Origin of the sequence: Rhizobium sp. SG741, assembly GCF_012275435.1 — a bacterium.
Lineage (GTDB): Bacteria > Pseudomonadota > Alphaproteobacteria > Rhizobiales > Rhizobiaceae > Rhizobium > Rhizobium lusitanum.
On the sequence record NZ_JAAZQP010000018.1, the window covers coordinates 38,794 to 64,000 of the forward strand.

The following is a 25,207-nucleotide window of genomic DNA, read 5'->3' on the forward strand; positions in this document are numbered from 1 at the left end:
CGCAATGACCGGAATCATGCAGGGTAAGCGCGGCCTCATCATGGGCGTCGCAAACAATCATTCCATTGCCTGGGGCATTTCGAAGGCGCTCGCAGCCGAAGGCGCGGAATTGGCATTCACCTTTCAGGGCGAGGCGCTCGGCAAGCGCGTCAAGCCGCTTGCAGCCGAAGTCGGCTCGGACTTCCTTCTGCCTTGCGATGTCGAGGATCTGGCTTCCGTCGATGCCGTCTTCGAAGAGATCAAGACGCGCTGGGGCAAGCTGGATTTCATCGTCCACGCCATAGGCTTCTCCGACAAGAACGAGCTGAAGGGCCTCTACGCCAACACCACGCGGGATAATTTCACGCGCACCATGGTGATTTCCTGCTTCTCCTTCACCGAGATCGCCAGGCGCGCCGCCGACCTGATGGTCGAAGGCGGCAGCATGCTGACGCTGACCTATAACGGCTCGACGCGCGTGATCCCGAACTACAATGTCATGGGTGTCGCCAAGGCGGCGCTCGAGGCGTCCGTGCGCTACCTCGCCGCCGATTACGGCCCGCGCGGCATCCGCGTCAACGCCATCTCCGCCGGCCCGATCCGCACGCTGGCCGGCGCCGGCATTTCCGATGCCCGCGCCATTCTCTCGTGGAACCAACGCAACGCGCCGCTGCGCAAGTCGGTCACCATCGATCAGGTCGGTTCGTCCTCGCTCTATCTCCTGTCGGATCTGTCGGCAGGCGTTACCGGCGAAATCCATTTCGTCGATGCCGGCTACAACATCACTTCGATGCCGACGCTGGAAACGCTGTCGAGCGCCGACGCCGAGTAACCACACCATTCGGGTGCTGCAACGATCGGCTCGATTGCAAATTCTGTAGCATCTTAAGGCCGCCATCAGCGGCCCTAAGCGTTGGCGGAGGTCCGAGTGGCGCATGAAAACTGCATCTTTTGCCGTGTGTCGGAACTGACAGTCGTCGCCGAAAACGCTGTTGCTTTTGCGATCAGGGATAAATTTCCCGTCCGTCCGCTGCACACGCTGATCATTCCCCGGCGCCATGTGACCGATATTTTCGCAACCGATACCGAAGAACGCGAAGCGATTCACGAGCTCGCCATTCGGTGCCGGGAAGCGATCGGCCGCGAAGATACATCCATCAGCGGATTTAATTTCGGGTCGAACATCGGCCATGCAGCCGGCCAGAAAATCTTTCACGCTCATGTTCACTTGATCCCGCGCCGTTTGGGTGAGGGAGAGTTGCTCGCTGCGCGACCGGACTGAGCGGCCCTATTGCCGCAAACATCAAGGATGATCTGGATGCACGAGGACATTGATTGCTTTTGCGCGACCGAGCGGCTCATTCTCCGCAGCTTCGTGCCGGAGGATTTCGAGGCCTATAGCGCCTATCGTTCGCTTCCTGAGATCTACCGCTATCTCTACAGCGCCCCTCCATCACCGGAGGAAATGCGGGAGCGTTTCGATGCCGGCTTGAACACGCGCTTGTCGGAAGATGGCGATATTCTGCGCTGCGCGGTTGTTCGGCGCGAGGATGATGCGCTGATGGGTCAGGTCAGCCTCAAGCTCGTCAACAAGGCGGCGCTCCAGGCCGAGCTCGGCTATATCTTCAACCCGGCCTATGCCGGCAAGGGCTACGCCACCGAGGCCGCTGCGGCCATCATCACGCTCGGTTTCGAAAAGTTCGGCTTCCATCGAATCTTCGCGCGGCTGGATGCGAAGAACGCCGGATCGGTCGGCGTTGTCGAACGGCTGGGCCTGCGCCGCGAGGCGCATTTGGTCGAGAACGACCGCTTCAACGGCATATGGGGCGATGAATATATTTATGCCCTGCTGAGCCACGAATGGGCTGCAAGAGCGCCGAATCGGCCGCGTTAACCCGCATTGGCTAAAATTTTACGAAAACTTTAGGTTAATTCTATCTTGCCGGGGATGGTCCGTTACCACCGGCCGGATTTGCGATACACCAAGCGCATTCAACAGTATTGCCTGCATGTCCATCGGCGTTCATTGACCATTTACGGGAACCCCAGCCGTGAACACCATAACTGTTGCCAATTCCAAGTTGCTCGTTCCACCGGACAAGACGACATCGCTCGGTGCCATTGCCGGTACGAGAGCGCTGGGGCCGGATATATTGCGCGCGGTTGCCATCCTGCTGGTCATGCTGCTGCATCTGCCGGCAGAGGCGACGCCGTTGCCGCTTGTGGGCATCAGGCCCTATGGATGGCTCGGCGTCGACATATTCTTCGTGCTCAGCGGCTTCCTTATCGGCACCCAGCTGATGGCGGAAGCGGCGCGCCGTGACAGCGTCGATTTCAAGAGCTTCTATCTGCGGCGGGCCTTCCGCATATTGCCGGCATTTCTAGTGGTCCTCGCCCTCTACACGTTCATTCCGTCTCTGCGCGATACGCCGACAATGCAGCCGGCCTGGCGGTTCCTCACCTCCACACTCAACTTCGGGCTCGATCCTCGCTCTGGCGGTGCGTTCACCGAGGCGTGGTCATTGAGCGTCGAAACGCATTTCTATCTGATTCTGCCGGTTCTCGTTTTCCTGCTGAAACGCCGCGCGACGATGGTTTTCATTGCCATTCTCGCAGCGACGATCGTCATTGCCGGCATGGCTTTGCGGTTTGCGATCTGGCAGAGCTTGGTCGGTGCGCCTGCGGAAGTGCATGAATATGGCCAAGCCTTTGCGGCCTATCTCAGGGATATCTACTACCCGACATACAATCGGCTTGATGGCCTGACGTTCGGTGTCGTTCTGGCCGCCGTTCGGCTGTTCAGGCCGTTGCTGTGGGAGCGGTACATGCCGCCCTATATCGCCCTTGTCATCGGCAGCATTCTTGCCACGGCTGCCCTGATGATCTTTTCCGGGCGAGGGCCGTTTGCCGAGACCAATCTGCCGCTTTTGCTCCAGCCTTTCCCCGGCGCAGTCGTCGGGTTCCCGCTGTTTTCGGCCGGAGTAACATTGATCCTCGGCGCCATGCTGGATCTGCAGCCGAAGATCGGGCGCTGGCATCTTCCGGCGATCACAGGCATCGCGACGCTGTCCTACAGCCTATATCTGACCCATAAGGCCGTCTACCAGCTCGACAGGATGGTCTTTGGCCGGGAAAATCTTCAGGGCCTGTCCGGCTTCGTGATTTATGTTGCGACATGCTTCATCGTGGCGGCGGCGCTCTGGTTTGTCGTCGAGAGAAGCTTCCTGCATCTGCGGGATCATCTCGTACCCCGCTCGCGCTGAGCCGATATGCTTGCATATACAAAAAAGGCGGCCAATGACCGCCTCTGCTTTGCTTATTTCTTCGCCCAGAGGACCTTGAAGCGGGCATTGCGGCAGGTTTCGCCATGCTCCTTGAAGCTTTCCGCCAGCACCGGCTCATAGGGCAGGCCGCGATTGGCGACCAGCATCAGGCGGCCGCCGCTGCGCAGGGAGGCGGCGGCAGTCTTGATCATCGCCTGGCCGAGCGAAGGTTCGGCGGCGTGGCCTTCATGGAAGGGCGGGTTCATGATGATCAGGTCGTACTTGTCCTTGACCGGCTCGCTCGCCAGATCGTGCCAGAAGAAGCGCTGGGCGACCTTCGGGCAATTGGCCAGCAGATTGGCGCGTGCACCCTCCAGCGCGCCGTAATGGGCCTCATAGAGGTCGATACGGGCGATTCTTGGCGACTTCGTCGCAAGTTCCACGGAAAGATAACCCCAGCCGGCCCCGAAATCGGCGGCATCGCCGGTAAAGTCGGTCGGCAGGCGCGAGGCGAGCAGTTCCGAGCCGGCGTCGATCCGGTCATGGGAGAACATGCCAGGCGCTGTGGTGAAACGGTCGTCGACGCGTGTAGCTGGCTTGCCAAGCTGCGCCGTCATCACCTTGATGTCAGCGGGGCGCGCGAACCAGAAGGCGACACCGTGATATTTCGGCATGTACTCGACCGCGAGGCCGAAGCCTTCCATGCGCTTGCGCAGCGGCTGAATGCCGTCTTCCTTGCCGCCGGCGACCACGATGAGGCCACCTTCCCTAACGCGCGACAGCGCTTCGGCGATATGGTCTTCGTTTTCGCCCTTGTGCTTGCCGCAAAGGACCAGTGCGCCGTCATAGTCGCCGCCCTCGATCTCCGGCGTCACGTTGATCCGCTGCGCCTGCAGCTGGCGATAGAAGGGGCGGAAGCCCTGAACGGCCGAAAGGTCCGCGGTAAATCCGTCCGGCAGCGAAAAGCCCGCCTCTGCTGCGAGAAAAAGGATCCGCTTACCCTCGCCGGGCGCGTCAATGGTGCCAGAGGCAAAGGGATGAAACAGGGTCTTCAGGGCGTCGCGGCTCATAGGCGTTATCTCGTCATGGGAATGGGTTTCGATTGTCGGATATGTGCGCCATCGTCGTATTCCATGCTTGCCCCTCACCCTAGCCCTCTCCCCGCATAGGCGGGGAGAGGGCTAGGGTGAGGGGCCGGGCACATAGTTTCAGCGAAAACGGGCCAGGCCGACAGCAATAATATAAAAAGGGCGCGGAAACGAATTCCGCGCCCCGGAACGTGAATGAAGGCGCGGCTTATTCGGCCGCGTCATCCTTCTTCTTGTCGGCGGCGAGTTCCTGGCCGGTCGCCTGATCGACGACCTTCATGGAAAGGCGGACCTTGCCGCGCTCGTCGAAGCCGAGCAGCTTGACCCAGACCTTGTCGCCTTCCTTGACGACGTCCTGCGTCTTCGCCACGCGCTCGGAAGCGAGCTGCGAGATGTGGACGAGGCCGTCGCGGGCGCCGAAGAAGTTGACGAAGGCGCCGAAGTCGGCGGTCTTGACAACCGTACCTTCGTAGATCTGGCCGACTTCCGGCTCGGCGACGATCGAGTGGATCCACTTGCGGGCCGCTTCGATCTCCTTGCCGGAGGACGAGGCGATCTTGACGGTGCCGTCGTCTTCGATGTTGATCTTCGCGCCGGTCTTTTCGACGATTTCGCGGATGACCTTGCCGCCGGAGCCGATGACTTCACGGATCTTGTCGACCGGGATGTTCATGACTTCGATGCGCGGTGCGAATTCGCCGAGCTGGCCGCGGCTTTCGGTGATTGCCTTGGACATTTCGCCGAGGATGTGGGTGCGACCGCCCTGTGCCTGGCCGAGAGCGACCTTCATGATCTCTTCGGTGATGCCGGCGATCTTGATGTCCATCTGCAGCGAGGTGATGCCGTCGGCCGTGCCGGCGACCTTGAAGTCCATGTCGCCGAGGTGGTCTTCGTCACCGAGAATGTCAGAGAGGACGGCGAAACGATCGCCTTCCAGGATCAGACCCATGGCGATGCCGGCAACCGGCTTGGCCAGCGGAACGCCGGCGTCCATCAGAGCGAGCGAGGTGCCGCAAACCGTTGCCATCGAGGACGAGCCGTTCGACTCGGTGATCTCGGAGACGACGCGCAGCGTGTAGGGGAACTGTTCGACCGTCGGCAGCATCGGGCGGATAGCGCGCCAGGCGAGCTTGCCGTGACCGATTTCGCGACGACCCGGAGAACCCATGCGGCCGGTTTCGCCAACCGAGTAGGGGGGGAAGTTGTAATGGAGCAGGAAGCGCTCCTTGTACATGCCCGTCAGGCTGTCGACGTACTGTTCGTCTTCGCCGGTGCCGAGCGTGGCGACGACGATTGCCTGTGTTTCACCGCGGGTAAACAGCGCCGAACCGTGCGTGCGCGGCAGGAGGCCGACTTCCGAAACGATCGGGCGAACGGTCGACAGGTCGCGGCCGTCGATACGGCTCGACGTGTCGAGGATGTTCCAGCGAACGATCTTGGCCTGCAGGTGCTTGAAGACGGCGCCGATGACTTCGGCCGAATACTTCGGCTCGACGCCTTCCGGGAAGAAGTGTGCCTTGACCTTGGCCTTGACGGCGTCGACGGCAGCGTAGCGCTCAGCCTTCTGCGTGTTCTTGTAGGCGGTGCGCAGCTCGGCTTCGGCGATGCCGAGCATTTCGGCTTCGAGTTCGGAGTGATCTTCCGGCGTGAAATCGCGCGGTTCTTTGGCCGCGACTTCAGCGAGCTTGATGATCGCGTCGATGACGGGCTGGAAGCCGCGATGGCCGAACATGACGGCGCCGAGCATGACGTCCTCGGGCAATTCCTTGGCTTCCGACTCAACCATCAGAACGGCGTCCTGCGTGCCGGCGACGACGAGGTCGAGGCTCGATTCGTCCATCTCGTCGAGATGCGGGTTGAGCACGTATTCGCCGTTGATGTAACCGACGCGGGCGCCGCCGACCGGGCCCATGAACGGAACGCCGGAGAGCGTGAGCGCTGCCGAAGTGGCAACCATCGACAGGATGTCGGGATTGTTTTCGAGATCATGCTGGATGACGGTGACGACGACCTGCGTGTCGTTCTTGTAGCCTTCCGGGAAGAGCGGGCGGATCGGGCGGTCGATCAGACGGGAAACGAGGGTTTCGTTTTCGCTCGGACGTCCTTCGCGCTTGAAATAGCCGCCGGGAATCTTGCCGGCTGCGTAGGTCTTTTCCTGGTAGTTGACGGTGAGCGGGAAGAAATCCTGGCCTGGCTTCGGCGACTTGGCGGAAACGACGGTGGCAAGTACCACGGTCTCGCCGTAGGTTGCCATGACAGCGCCATCGGCCTGGCGGGCGATCTTGCCGGTTTCGAGCTTCAGCGGGCGACCGGCCCACTCGATTTCGACGGTATGGATATCGAACATATCTTGTCCTTGCATTGTGCGGGAAAAGGCGCCGTCGCCAATGAGTTCGGCAAGGTGCATCTTCGACCGCACGAAATGTGACGCATCACGGGCAAGACAACGAGAGGCTTTCGAAGATCGGCCGAAGCGCGAAGCCTCGGCTGAAAGCATCCGGCAATCCTGCCCCATGACAGGTCAACGGTTGTTGTTGGCAGGACCGGCCCATCCGGCCTGCCGGCGGTTTCACATCGCGCAAACACAAGGCGCTAGGGAAACTCGTCTCAAGGGTTCATACCCTTCATAAGCATCCGGCGGACGTTCAGGAGAACGCCCGCCGGAAATTCGATTAGCGACGGATACCGAGGCTGGTGATCAGCTTGGTATAACGGCCTTCGTCCTTCTTCTTGAGATAGTCAAGAAGCGAGCGCCGGCTGGAAACCATCGTCAAGAGTCCACGACGGGAGTGGTTGTCCTTCTTGTGGTCCTTGAAGTGGCCTGTGAGATTGTTGATGCGCTCGGTCAGGATAGCAACCTGGACTTCCGGAGAACCGGTGTCGCCTTCGACGGTCGCATATTCCTTGATCAGCGCAGCCTTGCGCTCAGCAGTGATCGACATCGGATAGTCCTTTCTATGAGAGGAAATTAAAGTCGCCAAAAGCCGGGATGTCGTCCAGCATTGGCCGCGAATGCAATCAGGCATGCCCGATGCTGGCGCTGCCTATAGACCATTTGACATGCAAAGGGAAGAGCCGCGATTTTTCCTTCTCCCGGCCGGGAGAAGGCGGCGCTTACACGAACACCCGCTTCGGTCGGAATTCCCCCTCACCGATCTCGCCGATGGCGATCAGCTTGCCGCGCGCGGTGGCATAGGCCTCCGTTTCGGCGACCGGCGCATCGCGGCCGCGGACCAGAATAGGATTGCCCATCTTCAAACGGTGCGCCTGATCGTCGTTGATGACGAGGTGCGGCAGCGACGACAGGGCTTCGGCCGTGTCGATCAGCAGCGCGTCGAGGGCCGCCAGCCGCTCGTCGGCATCCTCGATTGCTTCGAGCGCCACCAGATTGGCGAGCGGCACCATCGCCTCCTCCGCAAAGGGGGCGACGAAACTGCGGCGCAGGCTGGAAATATGGCCGTAGCAGCCGAGATCGCGGCCGAAATCGCGGGCAAGCGCCCGGACATAGGTGCCCTTGCCGCACTCCACCTCGAAATGCGCCGTATTGGCATCTGGGCAGGCAAGCAGCGTCAGGCGGAAGATCTCCACTTCGCGCGAGGGGATCTCGACCGTCTCGCCGTCGCGGGCGAGGTCGTAGGCGCGTTCGCCGGCAATCTTGATGGCCGAGAACTGCGGCGGGATCTGGTTGACGACACCGGTGTATTGCGGCAGCAGCGCGCGGATGTCTTCTTCGCCCGGGCGCCTGTCTGACGTCTGCGTCACCTCGCCTTCGAGATCGTCCGTGGCGCGCTCTTCGCCCCAGGTGACGGTGAATTCATAGATCTTGCGGCCGTCCATGACGTAGGGGACCGTCTTGGTCGCGTCGCCAAGCGCGATCGGCAGCATGCCGGAGGCAAGCGGATCGAGCGTGCCGGCATGGCCCGCCTTCTGCGCCTTGAAAAGCCACTTGATCTTGGAAACGGCCTCGGTCGAGCCGAAATCCACCGGCTTGTCGAGGATGAGCCAGCCCGAAATCGGGCGGCCCTTGGGCTTGCGTGGTTTGGACATTCTCTGTCTCTGTTATCGGTTTTTGTCGGTATCGGTGTCAGCATCGCCGTCATTGAGATCGCGCTGGACCTCCGGCGAGCGCAGCAGCGCATCGATCTTCTTGTAGTTGTCGAAGCTGGTATCGTCGCGGAAGCGGACTTCCGGCATGTATTTCATCTGCCGGAGCAGCGGCCCGAGACGGCCGCGGATGTATTTCGAATGACGATTGAGCGTGTCGATGACGATGTCGTGGTCGGCGACGCCGAGCGGCGTCACATAGGCGGTGGCGATCTTCAGGTCCGGTGACATGCGCACTTCGGAAATGGAGATCACGGTGCGCTCGATCAGGTCGTCGCGCACTTCGCCGCGCTGCAGGACCTGCGTGATCGCGGCGCGCACTTGTTCGCCGACGCGAAGCATACGCTGCGAGGGCGCGGAAGAAGTTGGTCTGGTCATGGTTTTTCCGTTAGCAGCGTCCCTTGGACGCTATAAAGCGGGTCACATGACTCGATCCGGCGCAAAGGTCAAGGCTGGATGGCTTGTTCTGCCTTCCAGAAGCCCAGAATCCGCTGGAATGCGGCATCCTGGGCCCCATCTGTCGTAAGCATTCGGGGTGCGGCGTACCGCGAGACGGCGTCCCGCCTGTCGCATGACCGCGATATGCTCGTCCGGTTGACGAACGTAGGAAACGACGATCCGATCGTTGTCTTCAGACGTTGTCGTCATGAGCGGCGCGCCTTTCTCCAGCCTCTTCGAACCCAATAAAAAACCGCCGGCGATAACCGGCGGTTTTGATATCCAGCCAATAGGAAGGCCGCTTACAGCGTGCGCGTGATGTGCTCGACGCGGAAGCATTCGATCGTATCGCCCGCGCGGATGTCTTCGTAGTTTTCGAAGGCCATGCCGCATTCCTGGCCGACGTTGACTTCGGAGACTTCGTCCTTGAAGCGCTTGAGCGTCTTGAGCTTGCCCTCGTGGATGACGACGTTGTCGCGCACCAGGCGGACGCCGACGCCACGTTCGACCTTGCCTTCGGTGACGCGGCAACCCGCGACCTTGCCGACCTTCGTGATGTTGAACACCTCGAGGATCTCTGCATTGCCGAGGAAGGTTTCGCGGCGCTCCGGAGACAAGAGGCCCGACATCGCCGCCTTCACGTCATCCACCAGATCGTAGATGATGTTGTAGTAGCGGATTTCGATGCCTTCGCGCTCTGCGAGCGTGCGAGCCTGCGAGTTGGCGCGGACGTTGAAGCCGATGATCGCCGCGTCGGAAGCTCCGGCCAGCGAAATATCGGATTCGGTCACGCCGCCGACGCCCGAATGGACGATGCGGGCGCGAACCTCGTCGGTGCCGAGCTTGTCCAGCGCGCCGGCAATGGCTTCGATCGAGCCCTGCACGTCGCCCTTGATGACCAGCGGGAACTCCTTGGTGCCCGTGGCCTGCAGCGTCATCATCATCTGTTCCAGCGAACCGCGCTGGACCGACTGGCGGGCAGCCGCCTTATCGCGGGTGAGACGCTGACGGTATTCCGAGATTTCGCGGGCGCGGCTTTCGTTTTCGACGACAGCGAACTTGTCGCCGGCCTGCGGTGCCCCGGAAAGACCGAGTACTTCGACCGGCATGGCCGGGCCGGCCTCCTTCACATGTTCACCCTTGTCGTTGACCAGCGCGCGTACGCGACCCCACTGATCGCCGGCAACGACGATCTGGCCGGGGCGCAACGTGCCCTTCTGGATGAGCACCGTCGCAACGGAGCCGCGGCCGCGATCGAGCTGGGCTTCGATGACCGTGCCTTCGGCCGTGCGGTTCGGATTGGCCTTGAGATCAAGGATTTCCGCCTGCAGCAGCACGGCTTCCAGCAGCTTGTCGAGGTTGGTGCGGTTCTTCGCGGAGACTTCCACGTCGAGCACTTCACCGCCCATGGATTCGACGAAGACTTCATGCTGCAGCAGTTCGGTGCGAACCTTCTGCGGGTTGGCTTCGTGCTTGTCGATCTTGTTGATCGCCACGATGATCGGAACACCCGCCGCCTTGGCGTGGTTGATCGATTCGATCGTCTGCGGCATCACGCTATCGTCGGCCGCAACGACCAGGATAGCGATGTCGGTCGCTTGGGCACCGCGAGCACGCATTGCCGTGAAGGCGGCGTGGCCAGGGGTATCGATGAAGGTAATCTTCTGGCCGTTCTGCTCGACCTGATAGGCACCGATATGCTGGGTGATGCCGCCAGCTTCGCCGGCCACCACGTTGGCGTGGCGGATGGCGTCGAGCAGCGAGGTCTTGCCGTGGTCGACGTGACCCATGATGGTGACGACAGGCGGACGGGAAACCAGTTCGCCGTCTTCGTCGGCAACGTTGAAGATGCCGTGTTCGACGTCGGACTCTGAAACGCGCTTGACCGTATGGCCGAATTCGTTGGCGATCAGCTCGGCCAGATCGGCGTCGATGACGTCACCCGGCTTCAGCATCTGGCCTTCCTTCATCAGGAACTTGATGACGTCGACGGCGCGTTCGGACATGCGCTGCGACAGCTCCTGGATGGTGATGGTTTCCGGCAGCACGACTTCACGCGAAATCTTTTCGCGCGTTTCCTGCATCTGGCTGCGGCGGAACTTTTCCTGGCGGCGGCGCATGGCCGAAAGCGAGCGGCCGCGAGCACTGCCGTCTTCGTCGACATTAGCCGTCGTTACCGTCAGCTTGCCGCGACGACGTTCTTCGTCGGTCTTCGGACGCGTAGTGACCGGCTTTGCCGGCTCGGGGCGCGTGACCTTGCCGCGCGCCGGAGGGCCACCACGCGGCGGGCCGCGATCGGTTTCTTCTTCATTGACCCGACGACGGTTGGCCGGTGCTTCGACGGGCAGGGCGCCGGGGCGCGCCGGCTGCGGAGCCGCATCCGGGCGACGAGCAACGACAGGGGCCGCGGCCGGCTGCACGTCCGGCTTCGGTGCTTCCACCGGTGCGGGCGTTTCGACCTTTGCCTCTACGGCACGGGCAGCCTCTTCTTCGGCGCGGCGGGCGGCTTCGGCCTGCTCCACGATGCGACGGGCGGCTTCCTCTTCGGCGCGGCGCGCTTCTTCCTCGGCACGGCGGACGGCGTCCGCGGCATCGCGGGCCTGGGCGTCGGCGAGTGCGCGACGGCGCGCGTCCATTTCATCGGCAGACAGATGGTTCAGAACCACCGGTCGCGACGAGCGTTCCTGCTGCGGCCGCTGCTGATAGCTCTGGTTGGGCTGTCCCGGCCGCTGTTGCTGGCCACCGGGCTGATGAATGCGCGGAGCGGGCTGCGGCGGGCGCGGCGGCTGCGGCGTCGGTTCCGCGACGCGCGTCACGGATGGCGTTGCGGCAGCCGTCGTCGAAGCCGCGATCGGCTTTTCGTCTTCGGGGCGTAGGGGGCGGCGCTTGCGGGTCTCAACCACGACCGCCTTGGTGCGACCGCGGCCCATGTCCTGGCGCACGGTGCCCTGGTTTACGCCTGAAGGCTTCAGGGTGAGGGTCTTCTTACCCGAAACACTCAGCGTCTTGTCGTCTTGATTGTCGGTCATTCCGTTCCTGTTCCTTCGGACAGGGCTCGGAAACGTCCGTCAGACCCTGTCGTTCAATGCATGTACCTTAATGAGGCGTCCGGCATAGGCCGGTGACCGCGTCATTGTTTTCGCCGGCCAGCGCCGCCCGTTGCCCGGGACTGACCGCCGTTGCGGTACCGTTCGAGCAGGTTTGCGCGCTTCACTACACCTTCACCCGCCCGCCCTGCAAGCGCTGCGGCATGGATAAAAGCATTCTGGCCCATCAGTTCTTCCATTTCCGCCTCCGTGAAGACACGGAATGACGGTATTTCCTTTTCGGTCTCCATGCCGAGATGCCAGGCCTTTCGTGCCTGGTCGATCTTGCGGACGCCGTCGGCGGCGGCATCGATCGCATGGAACACGGCGAGTGCCGAACCGTTGCGAACGGAGCCATCGACCTTTGACGAGCCATTGACGAACTGGCTCGCTTTGCGCGCCATGTGCATCATCCCGGCAAGCTGCGCCACAAGAAGGCGGTCGACGATGGCGCCGAGATCGCTCGGTGCCGTCACCTCCGCCTTCAAGGCGCGAGAAAACAATTTCTTCGCTACCGCCTTGTCCACGAGTGCCCGGTCAAGCTTGACCCAGCAGCCGCGTCCCGGCAGCTGCCGCTTCAGATCGGGAACAACGGTCCCGTCAGGAGCGGCTACGAAGCGGATCAACTCGTCGGGCGATCCGCTTTCGCGTGTTACGATGCACGTGCGGCCGTTTGCGCCGTCACCCCCGAGATCTTCGTCTTCAGGCGGTGCGCTCGGCCTCTCGGTGATCGTCATGCTTCTTGCTCGGCTTCATCCTCCGCGACCTCTTCGGTCTCAGTGGCGAGATCGGCTTCGGTGATCCAGCCAGCCGACAGACGAGCCTGCACGATCATCTGCTCCGCCTCGACACGCGAGACTTCGAGCTTGGAGAACAGGCCTTCGAACTTCTTCGTCTCGCCGTTCTTGCGTTCGCTCCAGCCGACGAGGTCGTCGGCGGCGCAGCCGGCGAAGTCCTCGATCGTCTTGATGCCGTCCTCACCGAGGGCGACCATCATCTGCGCGGTCATACCGTTGATCTGGCGCAGCTCGTCGGATACGCCGAGTGCTTTGCGCTTCTCGTCCATTTCGGCTTCCAGGCGCTCCAGATATTCGCGGGCGCGCTGCTGGATTTCTTGGGCGGTTTCTTCGTCGAAACCGTCGATGGAGGCGATTTCGTCGAGTTCGACATAAGCCAGCTCCTCGACGGCGGCAAAGCCTTCGGAAGCCAGAACCTGGCCGACCATCTCGTCGACATCGAGCGCGTCCATGAACAGGTTGGTACGCTCGTTGAATTCCTTCTGACGGCGTTCCGATTCCTCGGCTTCCGTCATGATGTCGATGTCCCAGCCGGTCAGCTGCGAAGCAAGGCGAACGTTCTGGCCGCGGCGGCCAATCGCCAGCGACAGCTGTTCGTCCGGAACCACGACTTCGATGCGCTCGGCGTCCTCATCGAGAACGACCTTGGAGACTTCAGCCGGCTGCAACGCATTGACGACGAAGTTCGCCGGCTCGTTGGACCACGGAATGATGTCGATCTTTTCGCCCTGCAGCTCGCCGACGACGGCCTGGACGCGCGAACCGCGCATACCGACGCAGGCGCCGACCGGATCGATCGACGAGTCGTTCGAAATAACGGCGATCTTGGCGCGCGAGCCCGGATCGCGGGCAACCGATTTCACCTGGATGATGCCGTCGTAGATTTCAGGCACTTCCATGGTGAAGAGCTTGACCATGAACTGCGGATGCGTGCGCGACAGGAAAATCTGCGGACCGCGCTGCTCGCGGCGAACGTCGTAGACATAGGCGCGGACGCGGTCGCCGTAGCGGAAGTTCTCGCGCGGGATCATCTCGTCGCGGCGGATGATGCCTTCGCCACGGCCGAGGTCGACGATGACGTTGCCGTATTCGACGCGCTTGACCGTACCGTTGACGATTTCGCCGACGCGATCCTTGAATTCGTCGAACTGGCGGTCACGCTCGGCTTCGCGCACCTTCTGCACGATGACCTGCTTGGCCGACTGGGCGGCGATGCGGCCGAAATCCATCGGCGGCAGCGGATCGGCGATGAAATCGCCAAGAGCTGCATCCGGGTTGCGGTCGCGGGCCAGTTCCAGCGGGATCTGCGTGGAATAGTCCTCGGCCTTCTCGACGACTTCGAGCAGGCGCTGCAGCCGGATTTCGCCGGTCTTCGGGTTGATGTCGGCGCGGATGTTCGACTCCGAGCCGTAACGCGAGCGCGCGGCCTTCTGGATCGCGTCTGCCATTGCGGCAAGCACGATCTCGCGGTCGATGACCTTTTCGCGCGCCACTGCATCTGCGATCTGCAGAAGTTCTAGCCGGTTCGCACTGACTGCCATTGTTTTTAGTCTCCGTCTTCCTGCCCTTGGGTTCCCGTTCCGTCAGGCGGTTCGTTGATCGATTATTCTTCTTCGTCGTCCGCTTCGTTCTGGTTCGCTGCCTCGGCTTTCGCCAGCTTGTCGGCGCGCAGCGCGTCGCGGATGAGATCGTCCGTCAGGATCAGCTTGGCCTCGGCCAGCGTGCTGAACGGAATGGTCACCTTCGGTTCCTCGCCATAGGCAACCTGATCGCGTTCGATCGTGAAACCATCGTCGTTGACGTCGGCGATCTTGCCGCGAAAGCGCTTGCGATTATCAACCAGGATCGAGGTCTCGCACTTGACGATATGGCCGATCCAGCGGCGGAAATCCGACTTGCGCACCATCGGCCGGTCGATGCCGGGCGAAGACACTTCCAGATGATACGCCTTATCGACGGGATCTTCCACATCAAGCACCGGCGAAATCGCCGTCGAGACTTCTTCGCAATCCTGAACGGTCATGGTGCCGTCGTTGCGCTCGGCCATCACCTGCAAAGTCAGGCCGTTCTGGTTCAGGAGGCGCACACGCACCAGGCGGAAGCCCATGCCGACGATCACGGGCTCGATGATGGCGGCGACGCGCTGGTCAAGGCCGGTTTCGACGATCAGGCGCGGTTCATTGGTATTGTCTGCGTTTGTCACTTCCGACAAGCGTTCACTCCTGCAGGCTACTGCATTTGGGAGATCGAGCTAATAAAAAAGAGCGGGTCCTTGCGGCCCACTCTTCATCACACGATCAAGAATTTGAATGCGGATATAAGCCCGTTTCCGGCAAATTGCAAGGCTTTCGCGCCGAAACCTGCTCGGCTGCCTATTTCAGTACGCCGAGCATCGAACTGTCGGGATAGCAGGTGGGCTTCATGCCGCTCTTTTCCTGCCATTGGCCTATCGACCGTCTCGTCTTGTAGCCGGGCAGGCCATCCGTGCCGCCGACGTCGTAGCCCTTGCGCTCCAAAGTCTTCTGCATGCCGGCGACATCGGAGCGTAGCATCTTGCCGACATCGCCCCATTGGCCCTGGAAGGCGCCGCTGCCGGCGGCAATCCGGTCGGCAAGGTTGCCGATGTAAATGCCGTAGAGGTCGGAGTTGTTGTATTCCTTGATGACGTAGAAATTCGGCGTGACGATGAACTCAGGTCCGTCGCGGCCGGCCGGCACCAGCATCATGCCGCTGGCGCGCAATTCGTCTGATGGAAAGGCTTTGCCGGAAATCCTGGTGATGCCGAGCGATGCCCAGTGCGAGATCGGCTTGGCGAGATCAGGCCCTTCCTGGGCACAGGAAACAGCCTGCGGGATGGCGACCTCGTAGCCCCAGCTGCGGCCGCGCTGCCAGCCCTTCTGGACCAGATAGTTGGCTATGGATGCCAGTGTATCCGGCACCGAGGTCCAGATGTTGCGGTGGCCGTCGCCGTCGAAATCGACAGCATATTTCAGGTAGCTGGTGGGCATGAATTGCGGCTGGCCAAGCGCGCCTGCCCAGGACCCCATGAACTGATTGGGCGTGACGTCGCCATGGTCGAGGATGTGCAATGCCGCGATAAGCTCGGTGCGGAACATGTCCTTGCGGGTCGACATGAAGGCTTTGGTCGCCAGCACCTGGATCGCCGAATTCGGCAGCTTCGCGGCCCCGAAGCCGGTCTCGCGGCCCCAGATGGCCAGCAGGATCGGCCCCGGCACCCCGTAGGTCTTCTCGATCCGCTGCAGCACCGGGCCATATTGCGAAGCGAGGCTCCGTCCGGTCGCTGCCAGCTTTTGCAGCCGCGCCTCGTTGAAATACGGAGCGGGCGAGGAGAATTCGGCCTGCGTCTGCTTCTGCTCCTGGGGCTTTGGAAAGCCCGGGGGTACGAGATCCGGCAGGTCCCAGTTCAGCGTGATACCGGCAAAGGCGGCGCGGAAGGTCTTTTCGGATATCCCGTCCTTTTGCGCCTGGGGCCAGAGATCCTTCTGCAGCCAGCTCTGGAACTGCGCTTCGACATCGGCCTTCGAGGCGGCAAACGCGGGCAGGGGAAGGATGGTCAGGAGGAGGATGAGCAGCCGCAGAATATGTCGCGCGATACCCCCCTCTGTCCCTTTCGGGACATCTCCTCCACAAGGGGGGAGATCGTGGGCGGCGCGCTTCATGCCATATCGACGGTCCGAAGTTTCTGCAGATGCAGCAGCTGATTGTTTGGTGAAGACAGAGCTCCGGGTTACCAATCTCCACCCCTGTCGGGGAGATGTCACGAAGTGACAGAGGGGGGTGCGCACTCTCCTCATGCTCTGCCTCTCCTCAAATCGCCGTCCGCGCCCGCAGCGCCGCCGTCAGCGTGCCTTCGTCGAGATAATCGAGCTCGCCTCCTACCGGCACCCCATGGGCCAGCCGGGTGATCTTGATCTCAAGACCGGCAAGCTGGTCGGTTATATAGTGTGCTGTGGTTTGGCCTTCCACCGTGGCGTTGACGGCGATGATGATCTCGCGGACGCCGCCTTCGGCGACCCGCGCGATCAGTCCACGAATATTGAGATCGTCGGGGCCGACGCCATCGAGCGGCGACAGCACGCCGCCGAGCACATGGTAGGCGGCATTCATTGCGCCGGCCCGCTCCAGCGCCCAGAGATCGGACACATCCTCGACGACGATGATGACGGACTGGTCGCGGTGGTCGTCGGTGCACACGGTGCAGGGATCGACGGTATCGACATTGCCGCAGCGGGAGCAGATCTTCACCTTGTCATAGGCTTCGCCCATGGCGTGGGAAAGCGGCCCGAGCAGCTGGTCCTTCTTCTTGATCAGGTGCAGAGCCGCGCGCCGCGCCGAGCGAGGCCCAAGCCCCGGCACTTTCGCCAGAAGCTGGATGAGTTTTTCGATTTCGGGGCCGGTGACTCGCTTTGCCATGGGAGGCTTTTAGCCCATAAGCTCAAGGAACGGAATCACGGAAGGGATGATTGGCCGATGAAAATTCTGGCCATTTGCGTCGGCGCCGCCGAAACGCTGCCCGGCAGGAAAAGCAGGACCGGCATCAACAAGCATGCCGTGAGCGGCGGCGTCATGATCGACGAGGAAGGTCTGATCGGCGATGCGATCTGCAATCGCGAGCATCACGGCGGCCGCGACCAGGCCGTCTATGTCGAGGGATCGTTGACGCTGGATTGGTGGGCGAAAGAACTCGGGCGCCCTCTGGAGCCCGGCACGTTCGGCGAAAATCTCGTCATCGAAGGGCTCGACAATTGCGCAGTCGCCGTCGGCGATAGATTCATAGCCGGCAATCTTGTTCTGGAGGCCACCTCGGCCCGTATTCCCTGCGCGACCTTCGCCACCAAGATGGGTGATCCCAAATTCGTGAGACGCTATACGCGTGCGGGGCGCCCCGGCATCTACTGTCGTGTCGTCCAAGGCGGCACCGTAGCAGCGGGCGCCGTCGTGACCTACGTTCCCTATGCAGGCAGCCCCGTCACCATGCCGGAAATGATGGCGACTTTCGGCAGGCAACTATCGCCGCAGGATCGAGCGCGTTATCTGGCAGCGCCCATTCACTACAAGCTGAGAGCCATGCTCGAGGGCGACGCCGGTAATCTCTAGGCTCACCGCATGGCGATCGCCACGGCAGCACCCGCCATGGTGCCGGCACTGGCGCGATTGGCGATGCGGACGGCGCGGCGGCTCTTCAGGAACGTCCTCGCCTTTGCCGCAAGCATTGCCCAGGAAAGATCGATGACAACAAGCACCACGAACATCGTCGCCACGAGCTCGGCCCAGCCGGAAAGGGTGACGGCATGAAGATCGATGATCGAGGGCAGCAGCGCCACGTAGAACACCATGATCTTCGGGTTGCCCATGGTCACCGTGAAGCCGGCGAGGAAAAGCCGCGCGGCTGATGGTTCGTCCGGCAGCTGTTCCTCTGCCGTGTCCGAGGCCGCAAACCACATTTTCCAGGCGAGATAGAGAAGATAGGCGACGCCAAGCCATTTGATCACCACGAAGGCCCAGTGGAAGGTTTCGGCGATGGTCGCAAGGCCCGCAACGGCGCAGGTCAGCCAGATCGCTTCGCCCAGCCACATGGCGGAGAGAAAGGGCAACACATTGCGGGCGCCCTTGGTGAGCACGCGTGCTACGAGTGCTGCGATGTTCGGCCCCGGCGATCCGGCGGCGATGAACAGTGCACCAGCAAAAACAAGCAGCATCGACAGGCTCATCGCATTCTCTCTGATCGGGTAGGCCAGAAGGCATATGGAAGACACCCAGAAATAGCACCCTGGCTGCCGTTTTCCAAATTCCTGATGTCCTCCTCAGCCGAGTTGCGCGCGAAATCGCTCGAAGAGTGCCTTGCCCTCAGGCCAATCGCTCAGCCCGGATGCTGAATTGATATGACCGAGTGGCCCCACACTCACAAACTCGCTGCCCCAGATTTCGGCGCTATCCCGGGAATAATCGTAGGGGCCGTAAGGATCGTCGGTGCTGGTGACGAGCATGGACGGAAACGGCAGCCGTTGCCGCGGCGGATTGGCGAAACTGCCGGCCCCAGTCAGATAGACCTCACCGGTCGGATCGGGTGGCGCGACAAGGAAGGCACCAAGGATCGGCGTTTTCTGGACGGGTGCCCAATGCGCGATCAGCTGGCAGGCAAGACTATGAGCGATCAGGATCGGCGGCGTTTTCGAGCGGGCGATCTCCCGTTCGAGCGCTTCGATCCAGCCTGTGAGGATCGGTCTGTCCCAGCTCGATGGCTGGAATCGCCGTATGTGCGGATCCTGCCGCTCCCACAAGGTCTGCCAATGATCTCCGTCGGAGCCACCAAGCCCCGGCAGCATGATGATATCGCTCATCTCTGTCCTCTCTCGCTATCTGGTGGAGAAAAACTGACACGTCGCTCAAGCAATTGACATTGCAATCCATTGGATAAAATCTTCTCCAACCGATGAATTAAAGGTGGAAAATGGAAAGCGCCGAGAAGGAGTTGGACCCGACTGACATGTCGATGATCGAGATCCTGCAGCGGGATGGAAGGATCTCGGTATCGGAACTCGGTCGCCGCGTCGGCCTTTCGCAGCCGGCGGCATCGGAGCGGTTGAAGCGGCTGGAAGAGCGAGGTGTGATCGCAGGCTATCGTGCCGTCGTCGATCCCGCTACGGTCGGGCTCGGCATGATGGCGGTCATCCGGCTTCGCACCTCGCATGAGCATATCCGTCCATGCCTGAAGCAGTTTTCGGAAATGCCCGAGATCATCGAAGTTCTCAGATTGACGGGGGAGGATTGTTTCTTGCTCAAGGTCCTCGTGCCGACAGCCGCCAACCTTGAAACCATCGTCGATTCCATCGCCCGCCATGGCGCGGTGACGACGTCGCTGGTGCTGCGGAACGAACCGGTAAAGCCGATCGGCCGCGAATTGATCCGCAAGACGATCGCCCGGTGAGGGAGCCTTTGGGCGCCGATCTTAGAAAGGCAGCTTGAAACCGGGCGGGATCGGCAGGCCGGCGGTCAGCTCGCGGGTCTTGTCGGCGGCGATCGCCTCGGCCTTTTCCTGGGCATCCTTGTTGGCGGCGACGATCAGGTCTTCGAGGATCTCGACATCGTCTTCCTTGAAGAGCGACGGATCGATCTTGATGCCCAGCATCTGACTCTTGCCGTTGACGGTGACGGTGACGAGGCCGCCGCCGGCCTTGCCTTCGACGCGAATGTCGGCGATTTCCGACTGCATCTTCTCCATCTTGGCCTGCATTTCCTTCACTTTGCCCATCATGCCCATGATGTCACGCATCGTCATTGGTCCTTCTTTTGCGTATCGTCAGCGTAGTTAGCTAGGATGGGATGCGAAGGCCGCTCCAGGCGTCGAGCCCATGCGGTTCCGCTGCCGTTCATCCTACTCCTAGAATTCTATGTCGTCGCCCGGCAGAATATCCCCGTCGACGGATTCTGCGATGGCTGGAGCGGTTGTCTGCTCCTCCTCTTCTTCCGTCTCCGGTGCCCGCACGCGTACGTCGATGATCTTTGCACCGGGAAACTGCGACAGGATGGCCGCGACATCCGGGTCCTGCCGCGCATCGGCGACCCGCTGCTTCTGCGCGTTCGCTTCGGCTTCCACCAGCGTCGGCTCGCCTTCGTCGCGGCTGAGACTGACAATCCAGTGGATGCCGGTCCATTCCTTCAGCTTGACGGCAAGCTCGTTCAGCAGTGTGCCGGGAGCGCCTGATGTCAGGCTGACGTCGAGCCGGCCCGGCTCCAGCCGTACGGGGCGCACGAAGGTGCGCACCAGCACCTTCAGCTTCGGATCGCGCTTCTGGCCGGCAAGCTCGGCGATATCGGCCATCGAATTGATCGGCACGAGCGGCTTTGGCGCTTCGGTCGGCCTCGGCTCAATACGTCCCACGGGTTGCGAATCCGGCTGCGTATTCGGCACCGAACGCAACATGGCGACCGGCGCCGAGGGCGCGGGTCGTGGCGCTGGTGTTTCGACGGCTCTCGCCATGGCAGTGCCCTGGTAGGAAACCGGTGTCCCTCCGCCGCTGCCGATGGGGGATGCCGACGGTGGGCGAGCACCGCCATTGCCATCAGAAAATTCCACAAGCCTGCGCGCGGCATCTTCCGGTGCGGGCAGATGCGCGGCATGCGCCAGCCGGATCAATACCATTTCGGCAGCACCGGCAGTCCGCGACGCGTTCTCGGTCTCGGCTATGCCCTTCAGAAGCATCTGCCAGATGCGCGACAGTGCCGTCACCGCCACGCCCTGCGCAAACTCCAAGGCTTTTATGCGCTCGACTTCGCTCAGCGACGGGTCGTCGGCGGCATCGGGCACATATTTCAGGCGGGTGACGAGATGGGTGAAATCGGCAAGGTCGGTCAGCACGACGACGGGGTTGGCGCCGGCCTCATACTGGCTGTTGAACTCAGCCAAGGCGGACGAAACATCGCCTTTGACGATGTGGCCGAAGAGATCGACGATGCGGGCGCGATCGGCAAGTCCCAGCATCGAGCGCACGGCATCGGCTGCAACAAAACCGCTGCCGTGGGCGATCGCCTGGTCGAGCAGCGACAGACCGTCGCGCGCCGAGCCTTCGGCGGCCCGGGCGATCATGGCGAGCGCTTCCGGCTCCACCTCGATGCCTTCCTTGCCGGCGATGGTGGTGAACAGTCCCACAAGATCGGACGCGCTGATGCGGCGCAGGTCGAAGCGCTGGCAGCGCGACAGGACCGTGATCGGCACCTTGCGGATTTCTGTCGTGGCGAAGATGAATTTCACATGCTCGGGGGGTTCTTCCAGCGTCTTCAACAGGCCGTTGAAGGCGGCCGTCGACAGCATGTGCACTTCGTCGATGATGTAGACCTTGTAGCGCGCCGATACCGGCCGGTAGCGCACCTGCTCGATGATCTCACGGATGTCGTCGATACCCGTATGGGAGGCGGCGTCCATCTCGATGACATCGACATGCCGGCCTTCCATGATCGCCTGGCAATGCTCGCCTGGCTCGCGCAGATCGATCGTTGGGCGATCGATGTCCGATGTCTTGTAGTTGAGTGCACGGGCAAGGATGCGGGCGGTCGTCGTCTTGCCGACGCCGCGCACGCCGGTCAGCATGTAGGCCTGCGCGATGCGCCCGGTCTCGAACGCGTTGGTGAGCGTGCGGACCATCGGCTCCTGGCCGACCATAAGATCTGTGAAGTCCTTGGGCCTGTACTTGCGGGCCAGCACCCGGTAACCGGTGCCGGTCGAGGCGGCATCTTTTGCTTGTCGCTCGCTGTCGCTCATCGCCCTGCTGTTGCCCGCAGAAAGCCGGGTCTTGCTTTCGGAAAGGGTGGGAGGCTGGCACGATGACCCGTGCCGGGCTCGTTAGGGCTGCTTCCTTCCGGACCTGACCCGGTTGGCGAGTGGCTCGTCCACCACCAACCTCCCGGATGCACATATCGGCAATATCGCCATCAAAAGCAAGCCAAGGTCAAAAAAAACTGCTAAACATTTGATAAAACAATGGAGGATGCCCCTTGAAAGACTTCGCTCTCGACGAGAGACTGGCGAATGACAGCGTTTCCGTCGTGATGACAGGCCTTTGCGACGTGCGCCTGATGAAGGATAGCCGTTGGCCGTGGCTTCTGCTGGTGCCCCGCCGGCCCGATAAATCGGAAATATTCGAGTTGACACCGCTCGACCAGATTTTGCTCACTTTCGAGACCGAGAAGGTCGCGAGCGCCCTGAAGACGCTGACCGGGGCGACAAAAATCAACGTCGGGGCTCTTGGAAATATCGTCCGTCAGCTTCATGTTCATGTGATTGCGCGGTTCGAAGGGGACGCAAACTGGCCCGGCCCGATCTGGGGTCACGGCAAGGCGGAGCCCTATTCGGACGAAGATATGAACAGCTTCATAGCCAAGTTGCGGGACACGCTTTCACAATGAGCCATTCCATCTTTTCCTCGGATGCGCCCCATCCGGAAGCCAGCAGTCTCACCGCCTTTGCGGAAAATCAGCTTAACCGGGATGCCGAGCATCGCGACGAGGAATCGATCAAGCAGGCGCTGGCCAAGGAAGGCACGCATATCCTGGCCTTCGCCAAGGAGCAGCTGGTCTTGAAGCACGACGGCCAGGTGCTCGATCCGCTGTTTGCCCGCTACGAGTTGCAGGAACTCGATCCGGATTGGGAGGCCGCCGTGCTGCTCGGCTACCGCAGGACCGGCGAGCCGCGGCTGGCTGTGCCGGTACGCATCAATGCCGACGAGCTCGCGAGCCAGTACAAGCCGGCCGACATGCGCTCGCTCTGGCGCGACCTCTTGCTGGAGGGCGAAATCCTCGGCGAGGCGGCGCAGGGCATGAGCCTCATCCGCTGGAACAGCGACAACCGCTTCTGCGGGCGGTGCGGCTCCGTCATGGAAAGCCGCATCGGCGGCTACAAGCGGGTCTGCACGGCCTGTGAACACGTGATCTTCCCGCGCACCGACCCGGTCGTCATCATGCTGACGGTCGATGAGGAACGGAATCGCTGCCTGCTCGGCCGCAGCCACCATTTTGCGCCCGGCATGTATTCCTGTCTGGCCGGTTTCGTCGAGCCGGGCGAAACAATCGAGAATGCCGTGCGCCGCGAGACGCACGAGGAATCCGGCATCCAAACCGGCCGCGTGCGCTATCATGCGTCACAGCCCTGGCCGATGCCGCACTCGCTGATGATCGGCTGCTATGCCGAGGCGAAGTCGACGGAGATTCACATGGACGAAGCCGAGCTCGAGGACTGCCGCTGGTTCACGCCCGAAGAAACGCTTGCCATGCTCGATCGAGTCTCCGCCTCCGGCAACACGTCCCCGCCCAAGGGGGCCATTGCCCATCGCCTGATGCGCGACTGGGTGGAATGGAAACGATAGGTCTTTGCCTGCCATGGCACGCTCGGAACGCTTGTTGACGCTGCTGCAGACGCTTAGGCGCTACCGCCGCCCCGTCAGCGGTGCTGTTCTGGCGGAGGAAACCGGCGTCAGCCTGCGCACGCTCTATCGCGATATCGCGAGCCTGCAGACACAGGGCGCAATGATCGAAGGCGAGCCGGGCATCGGCTATGTTCTGAAGCCTGGCTTCATGCTGCCGCCGATGATGTTTTCGCAGGACGAGATCGAAGCGCTGGTGCTGGGGTCCCGGTGGGTGGCGCGTGCTACCGACGCGCGACTGGCGGCAGCGGGCGCGGATGCACTTGCCAAGATCGCCGCGGTGCTGCCGGCCGAGATGCGCGACGAGGTCGATCAGGCAGCGGTGGTCGTCGCGACGCGCCGCATTACCGAGGACAGGACCGATCTTTCCCTCATGCGCAAGGCGATCCGCACGGAACGCATGGTGCAGCTGACCTATGGCGATGTGAACGGCTCCATTTCGACCCGGCGCATCTGGCCCTTCGCGCTGGGCTATTTCGACAATTCGCGCATCATCATGGCCTGGTGTGAACTGCGCCAGGATTTTCGTCATTTCCGCGCCGACCGTATCGTCGATTTCGCGGTTCTGGAGGCACGCTATCCACGCCGCCGCGTCGCCTTGGCCAGGGAATGGCACGCCCGGGAGGGCGTCGTCCACAACTGACCTCGACACCCAACACTACTGCCAGAAACTGTCAGTAGGCTTGGCTATTATCGACACCATCCAAGCAGGATGGGAGGACCGATCATGGCAAGCAACGTTTTCATCACTACGAAACAAGTGCAGCGCGGTGGCGTCGAAGCCGGCAATGATATTTCAATATCGGCACCGCTGGCTCGCCTCTCGCAGATTGCGCTTGGCTATTTCACCCGTCGCTGGAACCGCCTCGATATCGAGGAAACGCCGAATTCCGTGAAGCGCGATCTGGGCTTCCTGGACGGACGCGCCCCTTACCGCGAGGAAGAGCGGATGCACTAACCGCACCGCCGACTCACAGCCTGACTTCCGACACGCTCAACTCGCCTTCCGCCGGCAAGCTTCGCCCAGCTTGCCGGACCGCATATGCTCGCCCTCATATCCCTTAAAACCAAAGGAATATCCCGATGATCAACCCCAACCTCATCATCTTTTATGTCAAGGATCCTGCCGAGAGCACGCCGTTCTACCGTGACCTGCTCGGTCACGAGCCGGCCTTCGCCTCGCCGAATTTCGTGGCTTTCTCGCTCAACAACGGCTTCAGCCTTGGCCTGTGGCGTCGCAGCAGCGTCGAACCGCAGCCCTCCGCCATCGGCAATCGCGGCGAACTGGGCTTCATGGTCGAAGGCGCAGGCGCCGTCGAAAAGCACTACAAGGATTGGAAGACGCGTGGCCTGCCGATTGCGCAGGAACTGACGACGATGGATTTCGGCCCGACCTTCGTCGTCCTCGATCCCGACGGTCATCGGCTCCGGGTTTGTGAGCCGGATAAATAAGCTGCCAGGCGTGTGGCTTGCACCTCACCCTAGCCCTCTCCCCGCTCGCGGGGAGAGGGACGA

26 protein-coding genes and 1 other RNA gene are annotated in these 25,207 nt (G+C 61.8%); 11 read left to right on the forward strand and 16 right to left on the reverse strand.

All coding sequences use genetic code 11. The annotated features are described in order from the left end of the window. Positions 1-4 precede the first annotated feature (4 nt). The 4 genes from fabI (at position 5) to FHT29_RS31155 (ending at position 3,242) form a co-directional block, all read left to right on the forward strand. Positions 5-811, forward strand: coding sequence for an enoyl-ACP reductase FabI (fabI, locus tag FHT29_RS31140; protein ID WP_037199285.1), 807 nt, complete (start codon positions 5-7; stop codon positions 809-811). A gap of 96 nt (positions 812-907) precedes the next feature. Continuing rightward, positions 908-1,261 (forward strand): HIT family protein, encoded by a 354-nt coding sequence (locus tag FHT29_RS31145; protein ID WP_168600911.1) that lies wholly within the window; start codon positions 908-910, stop codon positions 1,259-1,261. Between the two features lie 36 nt (positions 1,262-1,297). After that, the gene (locus FHT29_RS31150; protein ID WP_210255600.1) at positions 1,298-1,873 is read left to right on the forward strand and encodes a GNAT family N-acetyltransferase; all 576 of its coding nucleotides are present in this window, start codon (positions 1,298-1,300) and stop codon (positions 1,871-1,873) included. A gap of 157 nt (positions 1,874-2,030) precedes the next feature. Continuing rightward, positions 2,031-3,242: an acyltransferase gene (locus FHT29_RS31155; RefSeq protein WP_168600913.1), complete on the forward strand. Its 1,212-nt coding sequence runs from the start codon at positions 2,031-2,033 to the stop codon at positions 3,240-3,242. Positions 3,243-3,295: 53 nt separating this feature from the next. Here the strand turns inward: FHT29_RS31155 and FHT29_RS31160 are convergent, their stop codons facing one another. From FHT29_RS31160 to recR, 11 genes are all read right to left on the reverse strand, one after another. Then, complete coding sequence (locus FHT29_RS31160; RefSeq protein WP_168600914.1) at positions 3,296-4,312, reverse strand: class I SAM-dependent methyltransferase; 1,017 nt, start codon at positions 4,310-4,312, stop codon at positions 3,296-3,298. Positions 4,313-4,538: 226 nt separating this feature from the next. Beyond that, complete coding sequence (gene pnp / locus FHT29_RS31165) at positions 4,539-6,677, reverse strand: polyribonucleotide nucleotidyltransferase (RefSeq protein WP_037199355.1); 2,139 nt, start codon at positions 6,675-6,677, stop codon at positions 4,539-4,541. 325 nt (positions 6,678-7,002) lie between these two features. Next, positions 7,003-7,272 (reverse strand): 30S ribosomal protein S15, encoded by a 270-nt coding sequence (gene rpsO, locus FHT29_RS31170; RefSeq protein ID WP_034512717.1) that lies wholly within the window; start codon positions 7,270-7,272, stop codon positions 7,003-7,005. A 172-nt stretch (positions 7,273-7,444) separates the two neighbouring features. After that, entirely contained in the window at positions 7,445-8,377 is a 933-nt protein-coding gene (gene truB, locus FHT29_RS31175) for a tRNA pseudouridine(55) synthase TruB (RefSeq protein ID WP_047561149.1), read from the reverse strand. 12 nt (positions 8,378-8,389) lie between these two features. Then, entirely contained in the window at positions 8,390-8,812 is a 423-nt protein-coding gene (rbfA, locus tag FHT29_RS31180; RefSeq protein ID WP_037199280.1) for a 30S ribosome-binding factor RbfA, read from the reverse strand. 362 nt (positions 8,813-9,174) lie between these two features. Then, positions 9,175-11,901, reverse strand: a complete 2,727-nt coding sequence (infB, locus tag FHT29_RS31185; protein ID WP_047561145.1) for a translation initiation factor IF-2 — start codon at positions 11,899-11,901, stop codon at positions 9,175-9,177. Between the two features lie 101 nt (positions 11,902-12,002). Beyond that, a complete protein-coding gene (locus tag FHT29_RS31190; protein ID WP_037199277.1) occupies positions 12,003-12,695 on the reverse strand; it encodes an RNA-binding protein in 693 nt (230 codons plus the stop codon). Further along, positions 12,692-14,296: a transcription termination factor NusA gene (gene nusA, locus FHT29_RS31195; RefSeq protein WP_037199275.1), complete on the reverse strand. Its 1,605-nt coding sequence runs from the start codon at positions 14,294-14,296 to the stop codon at positions 12,692-12,694. The genes FHT29_RS31190 and nusA overlap by 4 nt, the downstream gene beginning before the upstream one ends. A 62-nt stretch (positions 14,297-14,358) precedes the next feature. Next, the gene (gene rimP / locus FHT29_RS31200; protein WP_037199273.1) at positions 14,359-14,967 is read right to left on the reverse strand and encodes a ribosome maturation factor RimP; all 609 of its coding nucleotides are present in this window, start codon (positions 14,965-14,967) and stop codon (positions 14,359-14,361) included. A 160-nt stretch (positions 14,968-15,127) separates the two neighbouring features. Next, positions 15,128-16,435, reverse strand: coding sequence for a lytic murein transglycosylase (locus FHT29_RS31205; RefSeq protein WP_052212599.1), 1,308 nt, complete (start codon positions 16,433-16,435; stop codon positions 15,128-15,130). Positions 16,436-16,583: 148 nt separating this feature from the next. Next, the gene (recR, locus tag FHT29_RS31210) at positions 16,584-17,189 is read right to left on the reverse strand and encodes a recombination mediator RecR (protein ID WP_037199271.1); all 606 of its coding nucleotides are present in this window, start codon (positions 17,187-17,189) and stop codon (positions 16,584-16,586) included. 57 nt (positions 17,190-17,246) lie between these two features. On the opposite strand from recR, the gene FHT29_RS31215 reads away from it, so the two are divergent. Then, positions 17,247-17,873, forward strand: a complete 627-nt coding sequence (locus tag FHT29_RS31215) for an MOSC domain-containing protein (protein ID WP_047561143.1) — start codon at positions 17,247-17,249, stop codon at positions 17,871-17,873. Positions 17,874-17,875: 2 nt separating this feature from the next. Here FHT29_RS31215 and FHT29_RS31220 read toward each other — a convergent pair whose 3' ends face one another. Together FHT29_RS31220 and FHT29_RS31225 are read right to left on the reverse strand one after the other, a co-directional pair. After that, the gene (locus FHT29_RS31220; RefSeq protein ID WP_037199268.1) at positions 17,876-18,487 is read right to left on the reverse strand and encodes a LysE family translocator; all 612 of its coding nucleotides are present in this window, start codon (positions 18,485-18,487) and stop codon (positions 17,876-17,878) included. Positions 18,488-18,580: 93 nt separating this feature from the next. Further along, positions 18,581-19,117 carry an alpha/beta fold hydrolase gene (locus tag FHT29_RS31225; protein WP_047561141.1) on the reverse strand — a complete coding sequence of 179 codons (537 nt, stop codon included), beginning with the start codon at positions 19,115-19,117 and terminating at the stop codon, positions 18,581-18,583. Between the two features lie 110 nt (positions 19,118-19,227). Here FHT29_RS31225 and FHT29_RS31230 point away from each other — a divergent pair, with 110 nt between their 5' ends. Beyond that, the gene (locus tag FHT29_RS31230; RefSeq protein ID WP_047561139.1) at positions 19,228-19,704 is read left to right on the forward strand and encodes an Lrp/AsnC family transcriptional regulator; all 477 of its coding nucleotides are present in this window, start codon (positions 19,228-19,230) and stop codon (positions 19,702-19,704) included. A 21-nt stretch (positions 19,705-19,725) separates the two neighbouring features. On the opposite strand, the gene FHT29_RS31235 is transcribed toward FHT29_RS31230, so the two are convergent. The 3 genes from FHT29_RS31235 to ffs form a co-directional block, all read right to left on the reverse strand. Beyond that, a complete protein-coding gene (locus FHT29_RS31235; protein ID WP_037199350.1) occupies positions 19,726-20,049 on the reverse strand; it encodes a YbaB/EbfC family nucleoid-associated protein in 324 nt (107 codons plus the stop codon). Between the two features lie 108 nt (positions 20,050-20,157). Next, entirely contained in the window at positions 20,158-22,035 is a 1,878-nt protein-coding gene (locus FHT29_RS31240; RefSeq protein WP_047561137.1) for a DNA polymerase III subunit gamma/tau, read from the reverse strand. A gap of 46 nt (positions 22,036-22,081) precedes the next feature. Continuing rightward, positions 22,082-22,178: signal recognition particle sRNA small type (gene ffs, locus FHT29_RS31245), an RNA gene on the reverse strand. Between the two features lie 90 nt (positions 22,179-22,268). On the opposite strand from ffs, the gene FHT29_RS31250 reads away from it, so the two are divergent. From FHT29_RS31250 to FHT29_RS31270, 5 genes are all read left to right on the forward strand, one after another. Next, positions 22,269-22,679 carry an HIT family protein gene (locus FHT29_RS31250; RefSeq protein ID WP_037199263.1) on the forward strand — a complete coding sequence of 137 codons (411 nt, stop codon included), beginning with the start codon at positions 22,269-22,271 and terminating at the stop codon, positions 22,677-22,679. After that, positions 22,676-23,635: an NAD(+) diphosphatase gene (gene nudC, locus FHT29_RS31255; protein ID WP_037199262.1), complete on the forward strand. Its 960-nt coding sequence runs from the start codon at positions 22,676-22,678 to the stop codon at positions 23,633-23,635. Before FHT29_RS31250 ends, nudC begins: the two co-directional genes overlap by 4 nt. Before the next feature lie 13 nt (positions 23,636-23,648). After that, positions 23,649-24,335: a YafY family protein gene (locus tag FHT29_RS31260; RefSeq protein WP_037199261.1), complete on the forward strand. Its 687-nt coding sequence runs from the start codon at positions 23,649-23,651 to the stop codon at positions 24,333-24,335. A gap of 84 nt (positions 24,336-24,419) precedes the next feature. Beyond that, positions 24,420-24,650, forward strand: coding sequence for a hypothetical protein (locus FHT29_RS31265; RefSeq protein WP_131512200.1), 231 nt, complete (start codon positions 24,420-24,422; stop codon positions 24,648-24,650). 125 nt (positions 24,651-24,775) lie between these two features. Next, on the forward strand, positions 24,776-25,144 hold the full coding sequence (locus tag FHT29_RS31270) for a VOC family protein (protein ID WP_047561133.1): 369 nt from the start codon (positions 24,776-24,778) through the stop codon (positions 25,142-25,144). Positions 25,145-25,207 lie beyond the last annotated feature (63 nt).

What these genes read in the sequence shown, in the direction of transcription:
- fabI (WP_037199285.1), top strand. Translation starts at nt 5, where the DNA reads ATGACCGGAATCATGCAGGGTAAGCGCGGCCTCATCATGGGCGTCGCA.
- FHT29_RS31150 (WP_210255600.1), top strand. Translation starts at nt 1,298, where the DNA reads ATGCACGAGGACATTGATTGCTTTTGCGCGACCGAGCGGCTCATTCTC.
- FHT29_RS31160 (WP_168600914.1), bottom strand. Translation starts at nt 4,312, where the DNA reads ATGAGCCGCGACGCCCTGAAGACCCTGTTTCATCCCTTTGCCTCTGGC.
- pnp (WP_037199355.1), bottom strand. Translation starts at nt 6,677, where the DNA reads ATGTTCGATATCCATACCGTCGAAATCGAGTGGGCCGGTCGCCCGCTG.
- rpsO (WP_034512717.1), bottom strand. Translation starts at nt 7,272, where the DNA reads ATGTCGATCACTGCTGAGCGCAAGGCTGCGCTGATCAAGGAATATGCG.
- truB (WP_047561149.1), bottom strand. Translation starts at nt 8,377, where the DNA reads ATGTCCAAACCACGCAAGCCCAAGGGCCGCCCGATTTCGGGCTGGCTC.
- rbfA (WP_037199280.1), bottom strand. Translation starts at nt 8,812, where the DNA reads ATGACCAGACCAACTTCTTCCGCGCCCTCGCAGCGTATGCTTCGCGTC.
- infB (WP_047561145.1), bottom strand. Translation starts at nt 11,901, where the DNA reads ATGACCGACAATCAAGACGACAAGACGCTGAGTGTTTCGGGTAAGAAG.
- FHT29_RS31190 (WP_037199277.1), bottom strand. Translation starts at nt 12,695, where the DNA reads ATGACGATCACCGAGAGGCCGAGCGCACCGCCTGAAGACGAAGATCTC.
- nusA (WP_037199275.1), bottom strand. Translation starts at nt 14,296, where the DNA reads ATGGCAGTCAGTGCGAACCGGCTAGAACTTCTGCAGATCGCAGATGCA.
- FHT29_RS31205 (WP_052212599.1), bottom strand. Translation starts at nt 16,435, where the DNA reads ATGAAGCGCGCCGCCCACGATCTCCCCCCTTGTGGAGGAGATGTCCCG.
- recR (WP_037199271.1), bottom strand. Translation starts at nt 17,189, where the DNA reads ATGGCAAAGCGAGTCACCGGCCCCGAAATCGAAAAACTCATCCAGCTT.
- FHT29_RS31215 (WP_047561143.1), top strand. Translation starts at nt 17,247, where the DNA reads ATGAAAATTCTGGCCATTTGCGTCGGCGCCGCCGAAACGCTGCCCGGC.
- FHT29_RS31220 (WP_037199268.1), bottom strand. Translation starts at nt 18,487, where the DNA reads ATGAGCCTGTCGATGCTGCTTGTTTTTGCTGGTGCACTGTTCATCGCC.
- FHT29_RS31225 (WP_047561141.1), bottom strand. Translation starts at nt 19,117, where the DNA reads ATGAGCGATATCATCATGCTGCCGGGGCTTGGTGGCTCCGACGGAGAT.
- FHT29_RS31230 (WP_047561139.1), top strand. Translation starts at nt 19,228, where the DNA reads ATGGAAAGCGCCGAGAAGGAGTTGGACCCGACTGACATGTCGATGATC.
- FHT29_RS31235 (WP_037199350.1), bottom strand. Translation starts at nt 20,049, where the DNA reads ATGCGTGACATCATGGGCATGATGGGCAAAGTGAAGGAAATGCAGGCC.
- FHT29_RS31240 (WP_047561137.1), bottom strand. Translation starts at nt 22,035, where the DNA reads ATGAGCGACAGCGAGCGACAAGCAAAAGATGCCGCCTCGACCGGCACC.
- nudC (WP_037199262.1), top strand. Translation starts at nt 22,676, where the DNA reads ATGAGCCATTCCATCTTTTCCTCGGATGCGCCCCATCCGGAAGCCAGC.
- FHT29_RS31260 (WP_037199261.1), top strand. Translation starts at nt 23,649, where the DNA reads ATGGCACGCTCGGAACGCTTGTTGACGCTGCTGCAGACGCTTAGGCGC.
- FHT29_RS31265 (WP_131512200.1), top strand. Translation starts at nt 24,420, where the DNA reads ATGGCAAGCAACGTTTTCATCACTACGAAACAAGTGCAGCGCGGTGGC.
- FHT29_RS31270 (WP_047561133.1), top strand. Translation starts at nt 24,776, where the DNA reads ATGATCAACCCCAACCTCATCATCTTTTATGTCAAGGATCCTGCCGAG.